At 33.8% G+C, this 22,445-nt stretch carries 16 protein-coding genes; 4 read left to right on the forward strand and 12 right to left on the reverse strand.

Going from position 1 to position 22,445, the window contains the following annotated elements; all coding sequences use genetic code 11:
* Positions 1–52 precede the first annotated feature (52 nt).
* Positions 53–1,132 (reverse strand): YibE/F family protein, encoded by a 1,080-nt coding sequence (locus tag DYH56_RS11505; RefSeq protein ID WP_114643021.1) that lies wholly within the window; start codon positions 1,130–1,132, stop codon positions 53–55.
* Positions 1,133–1,532: 400 nt separating this feature from the next.
* Between DYH56_RS11505 and pnp the strand changes: the two genes are divergently transcribed.
* Positions 1,533–3,680: a polyribonucleotide nucleotidyltransferase gene (gene pnp, locus DYH56_RS11510; RefSeq protein WP_114643022.1), complete on the forward strand. Its 2,148-nt coding sequence runs from the start codon at positions 1,533–1,535 to the stop codon at positions 3,678–3,680.
* A gap of 296 nt (positions 3,681–3,976) precedes the next feature.
* Here the strand turns inward: pnp and DYH56_RS11515 are convergent, their stop codons facing one another.
* Positions 3,977–5,140 (reverse strand): MFS transporter, encoded by a 1,164-nt coding sequence (locus DYH56_RS11515; RefSeq protein WP_114643023.1) that lies wholly within the window; start codon positions 5,138–5,140, stop codon positions 3,977–3,979.
* Between the two features lie 603 nt (positions 5,141–5,743).
* Between DYH56_RS11515 and DYH56_RS11520 the strand changes: the two genes are divergently transcribed.
* Positions 5,744–6,535: a histidinol-phosphatase gene (locus DYH56_RS11520; protein ID WP_114643024.1), complete on the forward strand. Its 792-nt coding sequence runs from the start codon at positions 5,744–5,746 to the stop codon at positions 6,533–6,535.
* Between the two features lie 253 nt (positions 6,536–6,788).
* Here DYH56_RS11520 and DYH56_RS11525 read toward each other — a convergent pair whose 3' ends face one another.
* The 7 genes from DYH56_RS11525 to DYH56_RS11555 all read right to left on the reverse strand — a co-directional run bounded on the left by DYH56_RS11525 (position 6,789) and on the right by DYH56_RS11555 (position 13,808).
* The gene (locus DYH56_RS11525; protein ID WP_114643025.1) at positions 6,789–7,334 is read right to left on the reverse strand and encodes a hypothetical protein; all 546 of its coding nucleotides are present in this window, start codon (positions 7,332–7,334) and stop codon (positions 6,789–6,791) included.
* 345 nt (positions 7,335–7,679) lie between these two features.
* Positions 7,680–8,645, reverse strand: coding sequence for a hypothetical protein (locus DYH56_RS11530; RefSeq protein ID WP_147269612.1), 966 nt, complete (start codon positions 8,643–8,645; stop codon positions 7,680–7,682).
* 135 nt (positions 8,646–8,780) lie between these two features.
* Complete coding sequence (locus DYH56_RS11535) at positions 8,781–10,391, reverse strand: Rqc2 family fibronectin-binding protein (protein ID WP_114643027.1); 1,611 nt, start codon at positions 10,389–10,391, stop codon at positions 8,781–8,783.
* Positions 10,392–10,845: 454 nt separating this feature from the next.
* A complete protein-coding gene (locus DYH56_RS11540; protein WP_114643028.1) occupies positions 10,846–11,514 on the reverse strand; it encodes a MarR family winged helix-turn-helix transcriptional regulator in 669 nt (222 codons plus the stop codon).
* 9 nt (positions 11,515–11,523) lie between these two features.
* On the reverse strand, positions 11,524–12,159 hold the full coding sequence (gene rpe, locus DYH56_RS11545; RefSeq protein ID WP_114643029.1) for a ribulose-phosphate 3-epimerase: 636 nt from the start codon (positions 12,157–12,159) through the stop codon (positions 11,524–11,526).
* A gap of 57 nt (positions 12,160–12,216) precedes the next feature.
* Positions 12,217–13,077, reverse strand: coding sequence for a ribosome small subunit-dependent GTPase A (gene rsgA / locus DYH56_RS11550; protein ID WP_158539142.1), 861 nt, complete (start codon positions 13,075–13,077; stop codon positions 12,217–12,219).
* A 17-nt stretch (positions 13,078–13,094) separates the two neighbouring features.
* A complete protein-coding gene (locus DYH56_RS11555; protein ID WP_158539141.1) occupies positions 13,095–13,808 on the reverse strand; it encodes a PASTA domain-containing protein in 714 nt (237 codons plus the stop codon).
* Between the two features lie 186 nt (positions 13,809–13,994).
* On the opposite strand from DYH56_RS11555, the gene DYH56_RS11560 reads away from it, so the two are divergent.
* Positions 13,995–15,938, forward strand: coding sequence for a M3 family metallopeptidase (locus DYH56_RS11560; protein ID WP_114643032.1), 1,944 nt, complete (start codon positions 13,995–13,997; stop codon positions 15,936–15,938).
* A gap of 81 nt (positions 15,939–16,019) precedes the next feature.
* Here DYH56_RS11560 and DYH56_RS11565 read toward each other — a convergent pair whose 3' ends face one another.
* The 3 genes from DYH56_RS11565 to DYH56_RS11575 all read right to left on the reverse strand — a co-directional run bounded on the left by DYH56_RS11565 (position 16,020) and on the right by DYH56_RS11575 (position 20,468).
* Positions 16,020–17,183, reverse strand: a complete 1,164-nt coding sequence (locus DYH56_RS11565) for an iron-containing alcohol dehydrogenase (protein ID WP_114643033.1) — start codon at positions 17,181–17,183, stop codon at positions 16,020–16,022.
* 22 nt (positions 17,184–17,205) lie between these two features.
* Positions 17,206–17,748 carry a hypothetical protein gene (locus tag DYH56_RS11570; RefSeq protein ID WP_114643034.1) on the reverse strand — a complete coding sequence of 181 codons (543 nt, stop codon included), beginning with the start codon at positions 17,746–17,748 and terminating at the stop codon, positions 17,206–17,208.
* A 314-nt stretch (positions 17,749–18,062) separates the two neighbouring features.
* Entirely contained in the window at positions 18,063–20,468 is a 2,406-nt protein-coding gene (locus DYH56_RS11575) for a UvrD-helicase domain-containing protein (RefSeq protein ID WP_147269613.1), read from the reverse strand.
* Positions 20,469–20,683: 215 nt separating this feature from the next.
* On the opposite strand from DYH56_RS11575, the gene DYH56_RS11580 reads away from it, so the two are divergent.
* Positions 20,684–22,321, forward strand: coding sequence for a GGDEF domain-containing phosphodiesterase (locus DYH56_RS11580; protein ID WP_114643036.1), 1,638 nt, complete (start codon positions 20,684–20,686; stop codon positions 22,319–22,321).
* Positions 22,322–22,445 lie beyond the last annotated feature (124 nt).

Here is a 22,445-nt window from a genome sequence, read left to right on the forward strand (position 1 = left end):
TAGGAAATTATACCCGGGGGATAATACTATCAGCAGTGTCACGTCACTTTTTTTAATCCCAGAAAATTTTTTTTTCTTTATTGTGTATATGAATTTTAGAAGCTAAAAATGAAGTCAGGGGAACAGCTATTAATATTCCTATACTCCCGCAAAAAGCCCGGAGAAATTCAACTCCTACAAATTCAAAGTTCAATATCCTGATACCCGGAAAATCATTCTGCTGGATGGTGAGGATCATTATCGTAAAGAGTGATCCCCCTATGTAGGCTAAGATAAGGGTATTTATCATGGTTCCTATGATATCCCTTCCTATACTCATCCCGGAATTATATAATTCCAAAGGTGTAATATGGGGTTTATGGGATTTTATCTCTGAAAGGGCCGAGGAGATCGACATAGATACATCCATCACAGCTCCTGCACTTCCTATAATTACCCCTGTTGATATGAGTTCCTTCAGGTCTATGTTTTTTATAAGGGATGCATAATTGATGCTTTCCATGGTTGTATACCCTGTGAGCCCCATGGTCTTTGAAAAAAATATAGATAGGATCCCTGCAAAAACAACTCCTCCCAAGGTCCCCAGGATAGCTATAATCCCCTTGGAATTAAATCCAGTCATAAAAAATATAGTAACAACGGAAGATATGGATAAAATAATTATTGAAATCAGGATGGGAGAAAACCCTAAGATGATCCCGGGAATCATAAATTTAAATATTAAAAATCCTGTTATTCCCAGAGACAGGACTGCCTTTAAACCTTGTTTTTTCGCAATAAATAATGTCAGCCCTAAGAAAAGAGAGACCAAAAGGTAGAGACTATTCCTCCTATCCCTTTCGACGATATAGTATCCGTCTGTATCTCTGTATATAACCACATTCATATTTGGCTTAAAAGACAGATTATGTTCTTTTTCCCTATAGGCAGGATGAGGAATCACCAGGATTTTCCCCTTCTCCTCCCCCTCCATAATTTCCACTTGAAAATCAGTCATGGAAATAAGAAACTCATCATCTGCAAATTCTTCTTCCCTTAATATGGAAAGGATCTTTCCTTTTACATAGGTCTGCTCGGCAAAAATAGAGATACCTATGATGAAAAATATCCCTATAATTAATTTTTTTTTCATATTCTCCTCCAAATTTATTATTCCTCTTATTCTATCATAAAAAATCAACAATGGTCTCTATTCAACTTTAAAAATTTAAAATTCACTCCTCTAAACCAATATAAATTCTGTCTGAAAACCTGTTTTTTTACTTTTGATAGTGGTAAATTTCAGATTAAAAGTTCTTTTAATGCCTTTACTTAAAGGAGATAGGGTGATATAATTACTAGCAATAGGAGATAAATAAGTAGTAAGAGATGAAAATATAAACTTAAAAAATTATATTTTTACCCCTTATTATTTTATGTCTCCTATTGAAATAACTGAATTTAACTATCTGAATATATATCAGATAGTTAAATTTAGAAAATGAAATGTAAGGATAATGCCCTGTGCTTATCCAATATAATAGGAGGAATATATGTTTAATGAAAAAAACATGGAGTTAGAAATCGGTGGAAAAATAATAAAGATGTCCACTGGAAAATTAGCCAGACAAGCTGGAGGAGCTGTATTGGTAGAATGCGGTGGGACTGCATTATTAGTAACAGCAACTAGAAGTAAGGCACCTAGAAAGGGAGCGGACTTTTTCCCATTAACAGTTGATTTCGTAGAAAAATATTATGCAGCCGGAAAGATGCCAGGCGGGTTTATGAAAAGAGAAGCCAGACCTTCTACAAACGCTACATTAACAGCTAGATTAATAGACAGACCAATCAGACCAATGTTCCCAGAAGGATTCAACTATGATGTACACATTGTAAATACAGTGATGTCATATGACGAAACTTGTACTACTGATTACCTTGGAATCATCGGATCATCAGCAGCATTAATGGTTTCTGATATCCCATTCTTAGGACCTGTAGCAGCAGTTACAGTTGGAATGATAGACGGAGAATTCGTTTTAAATCCAAGCCCTGCCCAGTTAGTGAACAGTGATTTAGAATTAACAGTAGCAGGAACAAAAGAAGCTGTAAACATGGTAGAATCCGGAGCAGCTGAATTATCTGAAAAAGTTATGTTAGATGCAATTTTATTTGCCCATGACAACATCAAAAAAATATGTGCATTCCAGGAGGAATTTGCTGCATTAGTTGCAAAAGAAAACATTGAATTCACTGCACCTGCAATCGACGAAACTGTTAAGTCATTTATCGACGAAAAGGCAACTGCAAGATTAAAGGAAGCTGTATTAGTTGTTGGAAAACATGCCAGGGAAGATGCAGTAGACGGATTAGAAGCTGAATTATTAGAGATATTTACAGCTGACTATATAGAAAAAACCGGTGAGGAAGAATTAGATGGAGCTTTAGCATTTGACTTTGCTAAATACTACCACGACCTTATGAAACAATTAGTAAGAGAAGCTATTGTTTACAATAAGCATAGAGTAGACGGAAGAAAAACTGATGAATTAAGAGACCTTTTCGCAGAAATAGATATCTTATCCCAGCCTCATGGATCGGCAATGTTTACTAGAGGAGAAACTCAGGCAATGGTATTTGCTACTCTGGGAACAAAACAGGATGAGCAGTTAATCGACGGGTTGGACGAAAGTTTCTACAAGAAATTCTACCTTCACTATAACTTCCCTTCATACTCAGTAGGAGAACCTGGATTCATGAGAGGACCAGGAAGAAGAGAATTAGGACATGGAGCATTAGCTGAAAGAGCACTATCTTATGTATTACCAACTGAAGAAGTATTTCCATACACAGTGAGAATAGTATCTGAGATCACTGAATCAAATGGTTCATCTTCTCAGGCAAGTATCTGTGGTGGATCATTATCACTTATGGCTGCCGGAGTACCTATCAAGGAACATGTAGCTGGAATAGCTATGGGACTTGTTAAAGAGGGAGACGACTATGTAGTTTTAACCGACATCATGGGATTAGAAGATCATTTAGGAGATATGGACTTTAAAGTAGCTGGAACTTCTAAAGGAATCACAGCACTTCAAATGGATATCAAGATCACTGGAATAGATGAAGAAGTTATGAGAATAGCTTTAGAACAGGCATTAGTAGCAAGAACTGAAATATTAGGTGTTATGAACGCAGCTATCCCTGCTCCTAAAGCAGAATTAGCAGCTACAGCTCCTAGAGTATATCAAATGCAAATTGATACAGATAAAATATCTGCATTAATCGGACCTGCTGGAAAGAATATCAAAGGTATCGTAGAAGAGACTGGAGCTAAAGTTGATATCGATGATTCTGGAAAGGTATTAATCTTTGCTGTAGATAAAGATGCACTGGATAAAACTGTTTCATTAGTAAACGGATATGTAAAAGACGTTGAAGTAGGAGAAATCTATACTGCTAAAGTTGTAAAAGTAGCTTCATTCGGGGCATTTATGCAGGTAGCACCAGGAAAAGACGGATTATTACATGTTTCTCAAATCTCTCATGAGAGAATCGCCAATGTAGAAGATGTATTGCAAGTTGGAGATGAATTTGAAGTTAAAGTTATCTCAACTGAAAAAGGAAAGATCAGCTTAAGTAGAAAAGAATTATTACCTAAGCCGGTTAAAGCAGCAGAAGTAAAGGAAGAAACTAAGTAGGTTATAGTAAAAGGGTTTGGCACAATTTTGTGCTAAACCCTTTTTTTTTATTTGACCCTCTCTCGCCCTCGTAGGGAAAAAGAAAGAAAAAGCATAGAACACGGATGTATAAATACATACACGGAAGAAACTCTGATCATCGCAGATTTTTGTTTTGGATCAAAATTAAGAATAAAAGATTTGGTTTGAATCTGTGAAAATTAGATACAAATAAAAAGAGGATGACTCAAGTAGAAAACCTACTTATGAGTCACCCTCCGCTAGTTTCAAATGTAATTTTAGTTTTAAAATATTAATTATTCTAAAATTACTTTATGATTAACTGTGTTCTTTTCCTTTAAGAAAAAATGTAGAATAGTTGCTATCACTCCTAATAACCCACAAAATAAGAAAGAAGTTTCCAAAGATCTATCTGCTGAAATTCCAATGAGTGGATTAATACCTGAAGAAACAATACTTCCAACCATAGAATAAAGAGATAACATAACAGCTCTATTATTAGTTTTTATTGAGTTATTTTGAATAGTCATCACCATTGGTTCTAATAAACCTCGAGAAAGACTAATAATTGCCATTAAAAATATAGTAAAAAAAGGATTACTAGTTAAGGCTAGAAGTATACATGTCAGACTAAGCGATATATAAATTAAACGGATACTTTTTGTATGTCCAATTTTTTCACTTATTTTATAACCTTTTGCAGAAATTAACCCCATAATTTGAAGACTTCCTGCTATTATTCCAAAGTATACAATTTCTATATTAGATTTTGTATATTGTAATTGACTAAGAAAAACCATGACTGACTGAATGATCTCCCTCATAAAAGTAACTGAGAGAAGAAATAGAATCATCTTTTTATCTCTCAATAATAATTTAAGACTATCCTTAATTTTAGGTTTTTCTCCTACAGAGCAATTGTCATCAATGATAAAAAAAGTTAGAACAACTGCAATTCCATAAGGAATAATGGTCGCAAAGGCCGCCATTTCCATGGATTTTTTTAAAAAATAACCAGACATAAAGGTAGCCATAATATAACCAAATGTTGCAAAGGCAGAATAACGTCCAAATACTTTCTCAGACTCTCCTTTATCTGTAGAATTATGTAATATAGCTATATCACATCCTGATATCCCAGATAATGCCAATGCAAGTAGAACTCTTTCTAGTAAAAACAAATTAAAAGAATCTGCCTCATAAAAGACAATCTTTGAAATAAAAAAGAGAACATTGGATAATACAAAAATCCGTTTATAACCTACTCTATCTGCTAACCAGCCCCACGGAACTTCAAAAATAATAATACACAGCCCAAAAAATGATTCGATAATAAAAATCTCGCTCATTGAAAGTCCATTTGCCTGTCTGTAAAGTGTAGCAATTGGACCATAAAATACAAAACCTTGAAAAAATACAATCAAGTACATCAAATAGATGTTTCTTTTACTCTTATTCAATTTAACCCCTCCTAAAATTGTACTAAAAAAAATTATCTTAATATCTAAGATCTTTTAGTCTATTATATCTAGAACAGATTAAATCTAAGCTCTCATTTGCATGCCTCCATAAGTTTTTTTATAAAATTATTTCTAATAAAATTAATTCCATTAAAATGGTACCATATTTCAAGTGTTTTTGTCCAATAAAATAATCAGAAGAGAGGGTAGAGACAGCCAAGAAAGGTTGTAAAATAAGGCTACTTATACTACCTTTAAGGCTATTTTTAAACCTCTTTAGGGTACTGAGTAGCCTTTCCTGTTTTCTGCCTCTCAATCCCAATAGTACCGAGGGATATATGAGATTATGGTCAAACCGCCTATGTAATCACAAGGGAAAGTCTTTAGGAGAGCTTAAGAGGGAATAATGAAGTATCTGATGTTTATTTTGAAATATCTGTTTACAAATTTTACATGCCAGTAGTACAATATATCTATATAAAACAAGTCATTTAGACTTAAAATACAGGTTTTAGATATGAAAGTATCCCAGGTAAAAAATTATAGAGAGATCCAAATAATCGGATAGCAGCTCTATTTGAAAATTAAGGAGGAAAAAGATCATTGAAAAAGACAAATTATCACACACATCACTATAGGTGTAAGCATGCAGAAGGAGAAATAATAGACTATGTGAACTTTGCTATAAAAACAGGGATAAATGAACTGGGAATGAGCTGTCATGTTCCCTATAAAGACGGCAGGTTGTCACATGACAGGATGGAGTATTCAGATCTTTTAAAATACTTTCAGGAGATAGATCAGGCAAAGGAAGTCTTTAAAGATTTTACCCTCCTGAAAGCCCTGGAGTGTGAATACTTTGAAGACTCCCATGATTATTATCTGGAATTAAAAGAAAAAACAGATTACCTCATATTAGGTCAGCATTACCTTTTTAAAGAGGGAGGAGAAATAGTCGGTTCTCTTGCTATACTTAACAAAGAAAACCTATACCAATACAGGGACGATTTAATAAAAGGCATAAAAAGCGGAATCTTTGACTTTTTAGCTCATCCGGATTTATTTATGGCGAGGTATCCTGAGTGGGATAGTCACTGTAAAATAGTGACAGAGGATATCCTGGCCTCATGCAGAAAACATGATATGCCAATAGAGTATAATGCCAACGGTCTCAGATACGATACCAGAGACTATCCTAATAATAATTTTTGGGAGTATGTAGCGGATAATTACAGGGATATAAAAGTAATAGTTAACTCAGATACACATTCTCCAGAAGCTTTAGATGATGAATTCGTAAGTTTGGCTAAAAAGAGAGTAAAAGAAATGGGTCTTAACCATATAGAGCTGCTTCAGACTAGAAAAAAAAAGCAACGTGACGTTGCATCCAGATAGGCATAATCTAGAGTTTTATAATTTTCTAGATAATAAAAAAGCTATTTATTATACTTTTAAAGTATCATAAATAGCTTTTTTTAATGTTGGTTCTTTATTTTTTTCACCACCGTAGATTCGCCTTCCCCCTCTCTTTACCCACATTTCAGATCTGCTCAGTTGAGCAGATTCTGAATACTCGTGGATCGAGGGAGGACTAAAGGGGGCGTTCTTGGGGTGAGTTTATCTGGAATTGATTTACTCAGTAAATATACTATTTATTTATGTATTTTAGAAGTTTATCCTCTATTAGATTAGTTTCTTTAAGATTCTTTCGAAAACTTTCATCTTCTACTAAATCAACTAAAGCTTTTAGCAAAGCACTATGAAGCAAAACATCTTTTTTTTCATATGATCTATTAATATACTCTATCGTTGTATTTATATTTGAAAGAATTTTAAATATTTCACTGAGTTTTTGTATTTCAACAGAATTTAAACCCGCTTTTTCTAATAAAATTAAATCCTTATATTTTATTTCATTATATTCTAATGGTAAAATAGTGGTGGTATTTTCTATAAGTTCTTTTCTTTTCGGCATAGACTCTATTATTGAGCTTATATCATTTAATTCTTGAATTAATGTAATAGCTAGTGTTCGAGTTTTTTTTTCTTCATTTTTTTCCCTAAAATGATTTCCTATTGAAAAACTTAAAATAGAACCCAGAATTACAACTACCACTTTCAAAATAAGAGTTGAGTAAAACTTACTCTTTTTTATATCTTTAATTTCACCTTTTTCTTTATCTTTAACTTCCATCTAAAACAACTCTCCTTTAAATATTCTCTGCATAATAGAATTAAAAATTTTCTTTACTTACACTAAACACTCTTCTATTTTCTTCTTTTTTAATTATTTTTCTCACCACAGAATCTCCTCCCCCTCTCTTTACCCACATTTTAAAATCTACTCAATTGAGTAGATTTTGAATACTCGTGGATCGAGGGAGGAAACAAAGGAGGGAGTTCCAATTATCCCCACAGTATCGATCTCCCCTCTCTTTACCCACCACAGAATCACTAATATTCTTGCTTTGTTACTACAACCTAAGAGGATAGAGGGTTTTAGTGAGAGGATATTTTTGAATTGCAAGATTGAATTTTTTTATTCGTCTTTATCAAATTTTAATTTTGACAATTGATTTGGATTAAGATATGAAATTAAACCTTCTATCCCATCCTTTTTTCTCTCTTTAAAATTTAACTCTTTCATTCTGTTAATAGGAGTTAAGTCAATTATTTTATCAAAGAGCTGTTTTTTCATAATTTTTTTACCAAAACCTTCTGAGCTAAGTTTTACTATTCCTAAAAATTCCATATACCTTTTAAATGTTCTAAGGCTATAAATATTATTAAATTGATCTTCTCTTGTTTTAGTACAATTGTTTTTAGTTTTTAAAGGCAATAAAACCATGGGAAAGGCAAGTACTATTTTTTCAGAATAAAATGTTGTATCTCTCAAAGTATTTCCATATTTATTAATTAGGTAATATGTATACGAAGCAATTTCTCCTAGCCTCAATGATTCATCATATCCATCAAGATAACCCCAATTATATCCATTGGTAAAAGTCATCATGACTTCTCTAAAAAAAGCTCTTTTATCTCCCATAATTTTTTTTCCAATCATTGTCAATGATAATATATTTTTTCTTATCTTTGTAAATTTACATATTTCTGATATGACCCTCGCAACTACTACACCCTCGCTATCCCATTCATTTCTTAAAGTAGAAATCCCATCTTCTATTAACCCCTCTTTTATTTCATTATTATGATAAAGTTCTTTTACATATTTGGGAGGTAAATTTCCTATTTTAGTTAACCTTATTTCCCCTTCCTTTTTTAAAATTTCTAAATAATCATTTATCATTTTAAATATTGGAACTTCTAACATTATTTTTTCATCAATAGTTTCTTTTAATCTGACCATTCCATTATCAAGAAAAGTATTATAGGTCATCATATTCACTATGTTTTTTTCCAATAAATCATATTCTTCAACTGGAATAATTCCTGGATCAATATTATTATAATTTGATTTCTTTTTAAATTTGATTTTTCTTACCAATGTGATCACTTCCTTTTTTCTTTTTTTCTCCTCAATAGTCTCATTTTCCCCTCTCTTTACCCACATTTTAGAATCTACTCAATTGAGTAAATTCTGAATACTCGTGGATCGAGGGAGGAAACAAAGGAGGGAGTTCTATCCCTTCTTCACAAATACCGACTTCTCATTGGAATAGATCACCAGTCCGGGTTTTGCTCCCTTTATTTTTTTCACATATTTTTTCAGACAGTAATCTATCCGGATGGTCTCTCCCTGCCCCACTTTGGAATGCTGGCTGGCAAGCTCCCCTACTTTATAGAGGGTTTCCTCGGATATCTCCTCCCCGTTGGTTTTCACTATGAGATGACTCCCGGGAACGTCTTTTGCATGAAACCAGAGGTCGTGCCTGTCTCCTATTTTAAATGTCACATATTCATTTTCTATATTATTTCTTCCGTAATATACCGTGAATCCGTCTATCTCCGCTGTAGGAGGTGTGATCTTGGCTATCTTTTTCTTCTTCTTTGTCTTGATTATCTTTTTAAGATACTTATTGGCTATGAGCTCCTCCTCAATCCCTTCCAGGGTTTTCTTGTCCTGGGCGTGGTTTATAAAAGATAAAATAGATTCTAAATATATGATCTCGGATTTTATAGTCTCCAGCCTTTCAACGCTATGCTGGTATCCCCTTTTATGCTTGTTGTAGAGGTTATAGTAATTATCCAAATTTTCATTGGAACTCTTTTGAGGATTTAAAGCTATCTCTATATTGCAATTTTCATAAAAATCATAGAGGGTAACACTCTTTTCATATCCTTTCAATGAATACAGGTTGGCTGCCAGGATATCTCCTATTTTTTTATATTTTTCATAGGTGGAATATTTTTCTATATCCCTGTTTATATTTTTTATAGTTTTTTTATTTTTTTTCAGTTCCTTCTCTGCTACCTTAGCCAGAGTTCTTTTCTGATTGTTGAATTGTTCCGAATTTAATGTCTCCAATATATAGGTATCTATCATCCCGTTGATCGATTCAAATTTCACCTCTTCATACCCCGCTAAAGGAAGGTTAACTATGGTCCCGTACTTGATAATTCCATTTTCTTTATAGAGGGTAGGAGATGCAGACTCATTTATAAGTTCATAAAATTTACTGTAATCGGTCATATATTTGGCAGTGAGTTTTCCCATCCCATCTATATTTTGAATCAGTGTATTTTCAGCCAGATAATTGTCAAATTCCTCCTTGGATACGTCTTCAGGAGATGTTTTTTCGGTAATGATCGGGAATTGATATCTGGCTCCTCCCATGAGGAGTCTCAACTTATTTTCCTCTATGGAAAACTTTTTCAACAGGTCTAAGATCATCCAGTCATCATCCACCAAAATAATATTACTGTGTTTTCCCATAATTTCAACGATCAATTTAACTTTCTGTTTTACCCCTAATTCGTTGACCTTTTCAAAGGACAGAAGTAATATCCTGTCATTTTTATACTGCTCTACCCCTGTTAAAATTGCACCTACCAGATATTTTCTGAGGGACAGGGAAAAACTCATAGGTTTATCGGGAGCCACCTCTTTTTTTGTGGCTATATAACATATAGGCAGATTAGGAGTAGCTGAGACATATAAGTTTAGTTTTCCTAAAAATACGGATAAGCTCAGTGGTGAATATTGAAATATTTTAGTTACCTTTCTGCCTTTTAACGTTTCATCTAACTCATCTTTTAATTTACTCAGGGATATCCCGTCTATATATAACATAATTCTCACTCCTTTTTTCGCAATATCCTATGTTTACAAAGTAAACTAATAGTATATTGGTGATCCCCTTTACGGGTGTTTTTTCCCTCTAATTTTTTAAAATTCTAATGTTTGCAAGCTATAAGAATAATTAATAACCCCTAACCTTCACAAAATTAAAATATTTTTCATTCACTAACTGCACATATCTAGACTAAAAATAAACTATAGAACACGGATGACGCGGATCTAATAGATTATCATAGATCTCTTCTTTTAGGTTTTAAAACCTAAAAATTTAAACTATCTGCGGTAATCTGTATTTTATCTGTGTATGCTGCAAGCATCAGCGTTCTATTTTTTCTGGGTTAATGTGTCTATTGGCGGTTCAGTATTTTTGGTGTTAATTGGTGGCTAAATTTTTATTCTATCAAAAATAGGAGGAAGGTTTCCCCTCCCTCCTAATATTATTTTCTTATATATCTTTTTTTACTACTACTAAGTTTTTAGCATCTATGGTATTTATCTCTACCACTTCACCATCGGGAGTTTTTATAGCAATTACCCTGTGGGAATTAGATATTATTTTCAACTCTGTATATAATTTTATACCCATCCCGGCAAAGAAATTTTTAATCACAGGAGTTCCTTTGACATCTAAAACACTTACAGAATCCCCCTCTAAGAAATTAGTGATAACATCTGGTTTGAAAAATTCCACCTGGTTTTTAAGATTTTCCAATATTTGATTAAATACTGTAGTAAATATTTCTAAATTTTCAGTTTCTATATTCTTTGTAATACTCGAAATTATCATTTTATGAAAGTTATTGTGATAAGTAAGTGCATCCTCACCTTTTTTCGATAGGGAAACAAAAACTTTTCTCCTGTCATTGTCCGATCTTTTTCTGGTTATAAATCCCTTATTGGACAATTTATTGATGGCAACTGTAGCAGTTCCCATGGTAATACCTAATTTATCCGATAAATTATTCATAGATAATGAGTGGTTCCCGATAGCCTCTATAACATGAAGCTCTGTGGTAGTCAAACATTTGATCCCTTGTTTAAGTGCTAGTGATTCCGTTTCATAAAAAAGCTTAGTGAAATCTTCTATTACCGTATTAACTCTTTCTAAAGACATCTGGCCTCCTTAACCTTTTAATTTTTCTATTTGTTCCTTGTAATCCCCGCCAAATACGAAAGATCCGGCTACAAATATATTTGCCCCGGCTTCTATACAAGGTTTAATTGTAGTATCTGTAATACCACCATCTATCTGAATATCTACCGTAGGAGAGATCTCTCTCACTTCTTTTATCTTTTTTATAGTAGAAGGTATAAATTTTTGTCCTCCAAACCCAGGGTTAACAGACATAAGTAATACCATATCCAGTTCATCTATTACATATTTTAAATTTTCTACAGGGGTAGCTGGATTCAATGAAACTCCGGCTTTTAGACCAAGATTTTTTATTTGCTGGATAACTCTATGAAGGTGAGTTGTTGATTCAGCATGAACTACTATCATGTCTGCTCCGGCTTTGGCAAAATCTTCAATATATCTTTCAGGTGCGTCTATCATCAAATGTACATCAAAAATTAAATCCGTTTTATCTCTAATCGATTTCATAATTGGAACTCCAAATGAGATATTTGGAACAAAATTCCCATCCATAACATCAATATGGATCATATCCGCTCCGGCTTTTGTTATATCTATTATTTCATCTCCTAATTTACTAAAATCAGCTGATAGGATTGAAGGTGCAATTTTAATTGTATTCATTTTTATGGTTCACTCCTTAAAATTAATTTGACTATAAAATAATTATATCATACTTCACTAATATTTATTCCATCTTTCTTCACTATAAAATTTATAACACCACAGGTAAAAATCATATCTGCTCTGGCTGATCCCATGATTAAGTTCATTTTTTATCCCGCATTCAGGTTCGTTTATATGGATACAGTTGCTGTATTTACAGTTTCTATACTCATTAAATTCTGTAAATAAGCCGGCCAGCTCATCCACAGTTTTTATTGGTGGCAGTTCTATGGAAGAAAACCCAGGTGTATCAATTACCCATCCGCCATTTTCCATTGGCAGAAGCGTTGTCCCCTTGGTAGTATGTTTTCCCCTTGAATGCTTCCTACTCGTCTCTCCAATCTCCAAGACCTTTTCTTCCTGGAGCATATTAAGGAGCGATGATTTTCCTGCCCCGGATGGTCCTCCAAATGCAGTTATTTTATCTTTTATATAATCTTTTACCTTTTCTACCCCAATATTTTCATAGGTTGAAATATAAAATACTTCTATATCCAATCCCTTTAAAAAATCCAGTTGTCCTTTTAATTCTTTCAACCCTTCCTCATCCAGGAGCTCGATCTTGTTGATAACCGCTACCGGTTTGATCTTATAATAAAAAGCATTGAGTAACAATATATTAAATCTTCCAATGTCAAATTTTGGATCTAATGCTGAAAATTGAATAACCAGATAATCTATATTTGAAACCAGGGGTCTGTGGATGATATTTTGTCTGGGATATACCTTTGTGATAAACCCATCTTCACCAAATTCTACCAGATCTCCTGTAACACAGTTGTCTTTATTGTTTTTTTTCTTTAGTATCCCTCTTAACCTGCATTCATAAGTAGTTTCTTCCACTTGAACGTAATAAAATCCTTTTATTTTCGTAATAACTCTACCTTTGATAATTATTCCTCCTCACTCTGAGCTGTAACTGTAATATTTATAATCGAACCTGCTAAAACATCTTTTCCAGCAGGATAACTAACATCAATAATCGTATCTTCAGGAAAATCATTCCTATGCACTCTTTTTATATCTCCTATAACCAATTTTTTTTCCCGGAGGATCTTTTCTCCTTCTCCCTGGGAAAATCCCAGGATATCCGGCATCCTGATATTTTTTATCTTACTTACATTGATCAGCAGGGATACCGAACTCCCACGAGAAATTGAACTCCCCTCTGAAGGATCGGTTCCTATGACTTTGTTGTTCATATATCCTTCCATAGTATGGGAAATCCTGCCGACTTTAATTCCTAAGTCACTGAGGATCACTCTGGCATCCTGCATATTTTTACCCTTCAAATCGGGTAAAATCACCGTATCTATTCCCTTACTTATCCAAACTTTTATAGGTCTGCCTTTCTTTATATGCTTTTGGGATATAGGCAGCTGGGAGTAGATCTCGCCTTTTTTAAACTCCGAATAATGTTCTCCCATATGAACTAATTTAAAATTCGATCCTACCAATGTTCTGGCTTCCTCAATTTTTAGCCCTTTTAAATTTGGTGTTTCATATAGATAATCATGAAAGAAAAATTTCAACCCTACATTTCCAGCAAGAAAAATCCCGGCTATAATGGCTAAACTACTCATTGTAATAATTATTTTTTTATTCATTTTATGACTCCTTAATATCACTATAGATTTCTCCCTAAATAGTAACATAGATACAGTTAAATATCAATTATACTACAGTTTACCATAGGAATTTAGCGGTGGATCAAAATATAAATAAAAAATTTTCCATATATAAAATAAGTGAGGTATAATTTACTGGAATAACACAAAATTAGGAGGAGAATTATGCAGTTAAATTACAAAAAACTAGATGAAAAGTTTATAGATGAACTCAATGAAAAAATCATTGCAGCAGAGGATGCTATTGAGGAGTTATTAAAAATAAAAGATAAAACATACGATAATTTCTTCGATGTAATGGAGCATCTTTTGGATGATATTGAAAAATTTTCATTCCCGTTACAGATTGAAATCTCAACAAACATTACAGATTTAGGAAAGAAAACATATGAGGAATATATCCCCATTATGAATGAATTCACTTCTAAATTAAGCCAGAATGAGGAACTTGCCGGCTCTATCATGAAAATCTATGAAACTGAAGACCTGAGTGATGTGAGAAAAAGAATCCTTGAAAAACAAATATTATCATTTAAATCCAGCGGTATAGGCTTAGATAAAAAGAGTAAGGAGAAGATCAAATCCATCAATTTAGAACTGGCTAAACTGGGGAACGATTTCAGCCAAAATGTAACCGATGCTACCAATGGATATGAGTTAATTATCGAGGATGAAAAGGTTCTGTCTGAATTTTCAGCCTTAGATAAAAAGTCTGCTGAAATAGAGGAAGGAAAATGGAAGTTTACCCTTCATGGGCCTTCCCTCACTACATTTTTAAAATATTGCAACGACAGAGAACTAAGGGAAAGATTATACAGGGCTTCTGCCACAAAGGCACCTGAAAATGAGGAGCTCATCGAGAGAATTTTGAATTTGAGGGATGAAAAAGCTAAAATTTTAGGGTATGAAAATTACAGGGAACTGTCTATTGCCTCAAAAACTGCCAATAATGCCGTGGAAGTTATAGATTTCTTAAAAGAGTTAGGAAAAGAAGCTCTGCCTAAGGCCGTGGAGGAGATCGAGGAATTAAAAACTTTTGCTGGGGAAAAATTAGGTTACGACAGTGTGGAGATCTATGACTATGCATATCTTTCCAGGAAATTAAAGGAGATCAAGTATAATTTCGACCCCAGTGAGGCCAAGCCGTACTTTGAAAAAAATAAGGTAGTCTGCGGGATGTTCCAGTTTTTAGAAAATGTCTTTAATTTAAAAGCCAGGCAGATACAGGATGTAAAATTATGGAATGACAAAGTGACCGTATTTGAATTGGAAAGAAACGGAGTACTTTTAGGAAACCTGATCATGGATTTGGAAACCAATGAAAATAAGAGGGGAGGAGCCTGGGCCGACAGCTGGATTACAAGTTATACGAAAGATGGAATCCGGGTTCCTGCAACGGGGATAATTGTTTGTAATTTCCCACCTAGTAAGGATGGGGTTCCATCATTACTGGATCATTCAGATGTAGTAACTCTATTCCATGAGATGGGACATGCTCTTCATCTTATTACATCTAAGACAAAGGAGATCTCTGCCTCTGGGTTCAACGGAACCGAGTGGGATGTAGTAGAATATCCATCCCAGTGGTTACAGGAGTTTGCCAACAACAAAGAGATCATAAAGACATTTGGAATCCACTATGAGACCGGGGAGGTTATTTCCGATGAATTGATCCAAAAAATCTTAGATTCTTTAAATTATGGGCAGGGGTATGGAAACAACAGACAGGTTGAATTTGGATTGTTTGACCTGATGATCTATGATCATGCTTACTCTAAAAAACAGGTGCAGGAAAAATTAGATGAGGTCAGAAAAATGGTTTCGGTAATAAAAACACCATCATACAATAAGTTCCAATGTTCATTCAGCCATATATTTGCAGGTGGGTATGGAGCAGGTTATTATTCCTATAAATGGGCTGAAGTACTTTCTGCTGACAGTTATTTAGAGATGACTAAGGACGGAAACATAGATAAGGAATTAGCCAATAATTTCTTTGACAACCTTTTATCACTTGGAGGATCTGTAAATATGAAGGAAAGTTTTGTAAATGTTCATGGGAGACAGCCGGATCCTAAGGCACTCTTAAAGCTCACAGGAATACTGTAGGTAGATTTGATAATAAAAAAAACCCTAGAAGAAAAAGTATGTATACTCTTCCTTCTAGGGTTTTTAACGTCACACTTCTTTTTACTCTGCCAACCTATATATATTCACTATATCCTCTTTGGTCAGTTTAACAAAATTACCCAGTGTCCCATGTTCTGTGGCTTTAGCTGCCATCTCCTCAAATTTTTCACTGTCTATCTCTGCCTGGGATAATCTTGTAGGCATATCTATGGATGTGAAGAACTCCTCCATCCTCTTGATTCCCTCCAAAACTACAGCCTCCGGGTCATTGAAATTCATATCAACATTCCATACACGGATAGCAAACTGTACAAACCTGTCTATATTGGATCTATACACATACTTCATCCATGCCGGTAATATGATAGCTAACCCTGCCCCATGGGTGATATCATATATTCCGCTGAGCTCATGCTCTATCCCGTGGGAGGCCCAGTCCGATTCCCTTCCCATATCCAATAAGTTGTTATGTGCTATAGTGGAAGAGATCATAATCTCAGCACGGGCATTATAGTCCTCCGGAAAATCCAAGGCTTTAGGAGTATTTAAAATCACTGTTTTTAACACAGCCTCCGATAACCGATCTGTTAATTCTACATGTTTTTCATTGGTAAAATACCTCTCTAAAACATGAGCCATAATATCTACTGCCCCTGCTCCTGTCTGATAACCGGGTAAGGTATATGTAAGTTCAGGATTCATAATCGCAAATTTAGGTCTTATGACATTTCCTCCAAATGATTTTTTATACCAGCCCTCTTCATTTGTAATAACTGTACCGCTGCTGGCCTCACTTCCAGCTGCAGGAATGGTTAAAACCACTCCTAATGGGAGAGTTTCAGATACTGTAACTTTTCCTTCAAAGAAATCCCATACATCTCCATCATATTTTACACCGGCACCAATGGCTTTGGCTGAATCAATGGCACTCCCTCCTCCCACAGCCAGGATAAAATCGATATCATTGTCTTTACAAATTTTTATTCCCTCTTTAACCAGGGATAATCTGGGATTTGGAAGCACTCCTCCCAGCTCAAATATTTCTATCCCTTCATCTTTTAAGTTTTTTATGATCTTATCATAGAGACCGAATTTCTTCAGACTGGTTCCCCCATAGTGAAGCAGCACTTTTTTCCCATATTCCGCTGCCTTTTTCCCCACCTGGGTTTCCACACCCTTACCAAAAATTATCTCGGTTGTATTCTGAAAATTAAAATTTAACATATCTCCCCCTTAATTATAATATCTATCGGGCTATTTTTTTTATGGATCTTAACAGTTCTTTGTTTTCATATATAATTTTAAATTTATCTTTTAACCAGTTTAACTCCGTGTCTGAAACTCCTAAATTTATCTTTATGAAGTCCCCTATCTTCTTTTCCTCCTCTGGCAGGAGCTGTATTCTGGTGGAATTATTGATCTCCTCAATGGTTCCCTTCCCCTCAAAATAAGACAGCAGTTTTTTCCAATTCGACATACTGTCGACCTTTCTAAGGAGCATCACACAGGTAAAATTTAATTCAGGGATATCTTTATACCCTCTTTTCTTTAAAAATTTTAATATTTCTTCATTTTTTTTAGTATGAAAAATCAGTTCCCCACTTTTTTTGGTATTCATGATCTTAGGCATCTTATTGGTTTTTCCCTCCATCTTCAGGTACTTGGAAAGGGGCACTATCTTTGTCTCCAGATAAAAATTAACGGCAAACTCATTGAAACTCTGAGATTCCGGAATCTCTCCACTGGCTATAATATTTATCATTTCATCTATTTTTTCAAAATTTACCACACTTAATCACTCCTTTATTTCTTTATCACTAAGCGAATAACCTTTTTTGACACAGATTTCCACAGATTTTAAAGATTAAAATTCAACTGATCTAACGCAAAGGCTCTCGGAGTTCTTCTCTGAGAATCTTTGTGTACTCTAATATAAACTCTGCGTTGATAGCTTTTTCTTTGCCACCAATCTACACCAATATTTTAATCTGTCTTTAGCGTAATCTGCGACTAAAGTTTTTTTTCACGAATCACACTAATTGAAAATCCTGTATTTTCTGTTCCTTATCCGTGTATACATAGTATCCGCGTTCTTTTTTTTAGTTATTTAATAACTCCTACAGCCACTCCCACAAAATAATCATTTATATCCTGTTCATTAAAATATATAGGCTCATACTCCTCATTTTCACTGGATAATAATATAGATGTTCCTACCTTCATATATCTTTTTAAAACCGACCTGTCTTCCATGACTACTGCTATGATATCATTGGTTTTAGGAGTTTTTTTCTCTATTACCACCAGATCACCATCACAGATCAACGGATCCATACTGTCCCCATAATTTTCTATTATATAATTACAGTTATCATCGACCCACTCTTTAGGCAGCAATATCTGCCCTTCCGGATCATCATAATCTGTATATATATTTACCCATTTAAACTTAGGTACCGATATCAGATCCATTTTATTATATGTTATATCCCCATCTTTATCCTCTGCAATGATAGTATCCTCGTCGATTACAAGATACGGTATCTGTATTTCCCTTTTAAAATCAGAATATATAAATTCTTCTCCCACAGTTTCCTCTACCATATCCAGTGTAAAATCAGGTATTTCAGATACCTCACAAAATTCAGAATTATATATCTTGATATCCCGGCCATTGGTCAGTATCCCGTATTCCACCGATTTTTCCATAGTCATATAACTTTTCAATTGTTCAAAACCATCCGATAGTTCCACTTCCTTTGATTTTGTTTCTATAAATATATATGGTTTTTTCTTGTTGTAGATAACTACATCTGCAAAGTATTTTTTAGATCCCAAAGTCAATGGATATTCAACATCTATGAGGTCTAATCTATACTCATAGGTAGTTATAAGTTCTTTAATCAGCCACTGCCTTACCTTCTCCTCGTTGGAGTGAAGGTTGACCAGCCGGTCTTTAAAATAATAATCATCTACAGGGATATTATAAAATATCCTTATCTTTTTATCGGTATCTATCTGCAAATATTTGTATCCTATATCCCCTATGAATTTACTGGGAGTTTCAGAGGATAACAGATACAATTCCTCAATGGCCCTGGTCATCCCCACATACATCAGTTTACGTTCCTGTATCTCCTCATATTCCTTTAATTCCTCTATATTAGATGAATGAAATGGCAGTATTTTTTCATTTAAAGAGATCATTATTATTACCTTAGTTTCAATTCCCTTTATGGAGTGCATGGTAAATAACTTTATCTCATTGGAATCAAAGTCGTCATTTCCACGATCGATAAATGTGGTCTTTACTCCCAATTTTTCCATGAGAAGTTTAAAATTTAGCAGTTGGTTTTTAGTCCTTCCAATTATAGCTATATCACTCTTAAGAGTTTTTGAAAGTCTCCCATCCAATAATTTTTTTACATAGGCCGCCTGTTCTCCTTCCGATAAAAATTCCTTAAATATTGGATAGTTTCCGTATCTGTCGATAAGGTATGGTTTTACATAGTCGGAATTTCCTGTAATCATCTCATTTTTATTCAGGAGGCTGTAGGCTGCCTTGGATATCTGGGTTGTGGTTCTGAAATTTTTACTGAGAGTTTTACTCTTCCCTATCATATTAAACCCAATACTGGCAAATGTCCGTTCCCCTCCCATACCTAACCATGAGTGGGAATATATACTCTGGGCACTGTCAAATAAAAAGGTGAAACTAGAGTGACTTTTGTTCTCGTATAATCCCCTTATAAATTCCAGCTGTACCTTGGACAGATCCTGGCATTCATCTATCAAAATATGGGTATATTTTTTCTTAGTTTTATTCTCCAATTCCTCCAAAGCGATCAGTCTCATATCATTGTAGTCTATGGTATTTTCTCTTAAAAGATTTTCTGTATAGAGTTCCATCAATTCAAATATTGCCTTCCTGACTATGGAGTTTTTAGGTAATTTTTGGGTGGTCACCCCTAATTTCAGACTCCCTATCCTGCTGGCTTCCTGATATTCAGCTTCATCTATATAGTTGCAGGCTTTGATCCAATTTATTTCTTCCAGTAAAAAAGCAGTATTCCCATCTTCAAAAATAGTGACCTCATTATATTTTTTCTTTAATTTTTCTATTAATTCATTCAAAATACCGTGTTTTTTATGGTTGGTCGGGTTGAGTTTCAGGTCTGCCTTGGATTTTTTTTGATACTCTAAAAAATACCCATACATCAAACTGTCAACCGTTGTTATCTTTACCCTTTCTTTTGGGAAGCCGAACAATGAATGCATATTGTATTGAGTTATATTATCGACCTTATTATAAAAATAAGATACGTAGTTAACCAGGGTTTTGTTAAATGTTATAAATAAAATATTATCATCTTTATCATGACAATAATTATTTAATAAATATGATATCCTGCATATTCCTACCGTTGTTTTTCCGCTTCCTGCTATTCCTTTTATGAGCATATGTCCATTGGGTTTTGTATATGCTATTTTTTCTTGCTCTTTATTCATAAGCAATTTCAATCACCTTCTTATATTGTATCTCTATTGTATCTCTGAGGTATAATACCAATTCTATACTTATTATACAATAATATTTTACTATTCGTAATTATTATTTCTCGATTCCCGATCCTGTCATAAAATATTCAAATCAAAAAATTAATTTTGAATAAGGTAGTTATTGGGATATAATATTGATATAACTTTTTAAGGGTGGTTTTGCTGTGCAGAATACTAAATTTTTTATTAAACTTATCAAAAAGTGGTACCGTCCTCAGAAAATGGATATTCTTTATTCAATTTTATTTGTTTTTATATTAATTTCTACAGTTTTGGGAATCGTTTACCTTACAGGGGGGACTAAATATGTTTATATACAGCTTATGTATATCCCACTGGTATTAGCAGCATTTCATTTTGGGTATCTGGGCGGGCTCTTCTTTGGGAGTATAGCCGGCTACCTCACCAGTTTCGTTCCTTTAGATGTTGCAACTATGGAGATGCAGTCTCCTGAAAATTGGATATACAGACTTTTATTTTTTATGATTGTGGGTACTGCAAACGGGTTTATTATAGATATAATATTGAAAACATTAAAAGATATAGAAAAACTGACATTTTATAATCGAATTACAAATATAGCTAACAGAAAATGCTTCGATACTTTTTTTAAGGAGAAAAAGCATCTTAGTGGTAAATATTTAACTCTTTTTGAAATTGAAAATTTCAACCAGATCCTAAATGAATATGGTAATTTTATCCTGGAAGATTTTATAAAAAATTTATCTCTCAACTTAAAAAAACTATCCCAGGATGAGGTGGAACTTTTTCATTTCAGGGATAATACTTTCGGACTGTTGATGGATTCCTACAGTCCCTATTCTTTTGAAAAAAAAATAGATATCTTAAAGCAAAATATTTCTATAGGTAATATTTTGATCTATCCTGAGTTGAGTATCGGTGTAGCAAAATTTGTCGACACCCAGGAAAGGTTGTTACAGAATGCAGAGATAGCCCGGGCTTACGCAAGGACTAACTTGTTTTCATACTATTATTTTAATGATAATATTAATAAACTTCACGATAAAAAACTTTCTATCTTAAACGAACTGCCTGCAGCCATTGAAAATAATCAGTTTCACCTTTACTTTCATCCTAAGATAGAGCTCAAAACCGGATTAATCAGTTCTGCTGAAGTTTTAATACGATGGGTTCATCCTGTGGAAGGAATTATCTCTCCAGATTTATTCATGCCCTATATGGAGGAGACTAACCTGATCAATACCTTTACAAATTGGCTGATTAAAACTTCCCTTGAGATCCAGGAAGGGTGGGAAAGGGATGGATTTTTTATGAAATTAGCTTTAAATACACCTATAGCATGTCTGAAAAATAAATCAATTATCAATACTTTAAAAAATTATGATAAAAGTTTAAAAGGTTTAGAATTTGAAATTTTAGAGAGAAATTTAATTGAAGATTTTGAGGAAATATCCTCGGTTATGAGATGTTTAAAAAAATATGGGATAACTTTTGCCTTGGATGATTACGGGACTGGTTTTTCTGCAATATCTTATCTCAGAAATCTGCCATTTGATAAGCTGAAGATAGATCAAATGTTTATAAAAAATATGAATATCGATTCAAAAGATTATAATATAGTTAAGTCCTCCATTGCTTTAGGAAAATCTATGGAGTTAAAAATTATAGCTGAGGGTGTTGAAAACATTGAGACTTTTAACCTTCTAAAAAAATTAAACTGTGACTATGCTCAAGGGTACTTTTCTACAAAACCTTTAAAATCAAAAAAATTTAAGACATTTTGTATCCAGTATAATGATTATGTGAAAACATCTAGATAATAAAAAAAAGCTAACGCTTCTTCAACCCCCAGCCCCCATCTTGGGGGTTTTTTGGTATAATAACTATTATGACTACTATTACACTTAAAGATATTCTTACCAACGACAACCTAAAAGCTTTTTT

The organism is Psychrilyobacter piezotolerans (genome assembly GCF_003391055.1).
GTDB classification, from domain to species: domain Bacteria; phylum Fusobacteriota; class Fusobacteriia; order Fusobacteriales; family Fusobacteriaceae; genus Psychrilyobacter; species Psychrilyobacter piezotolerans.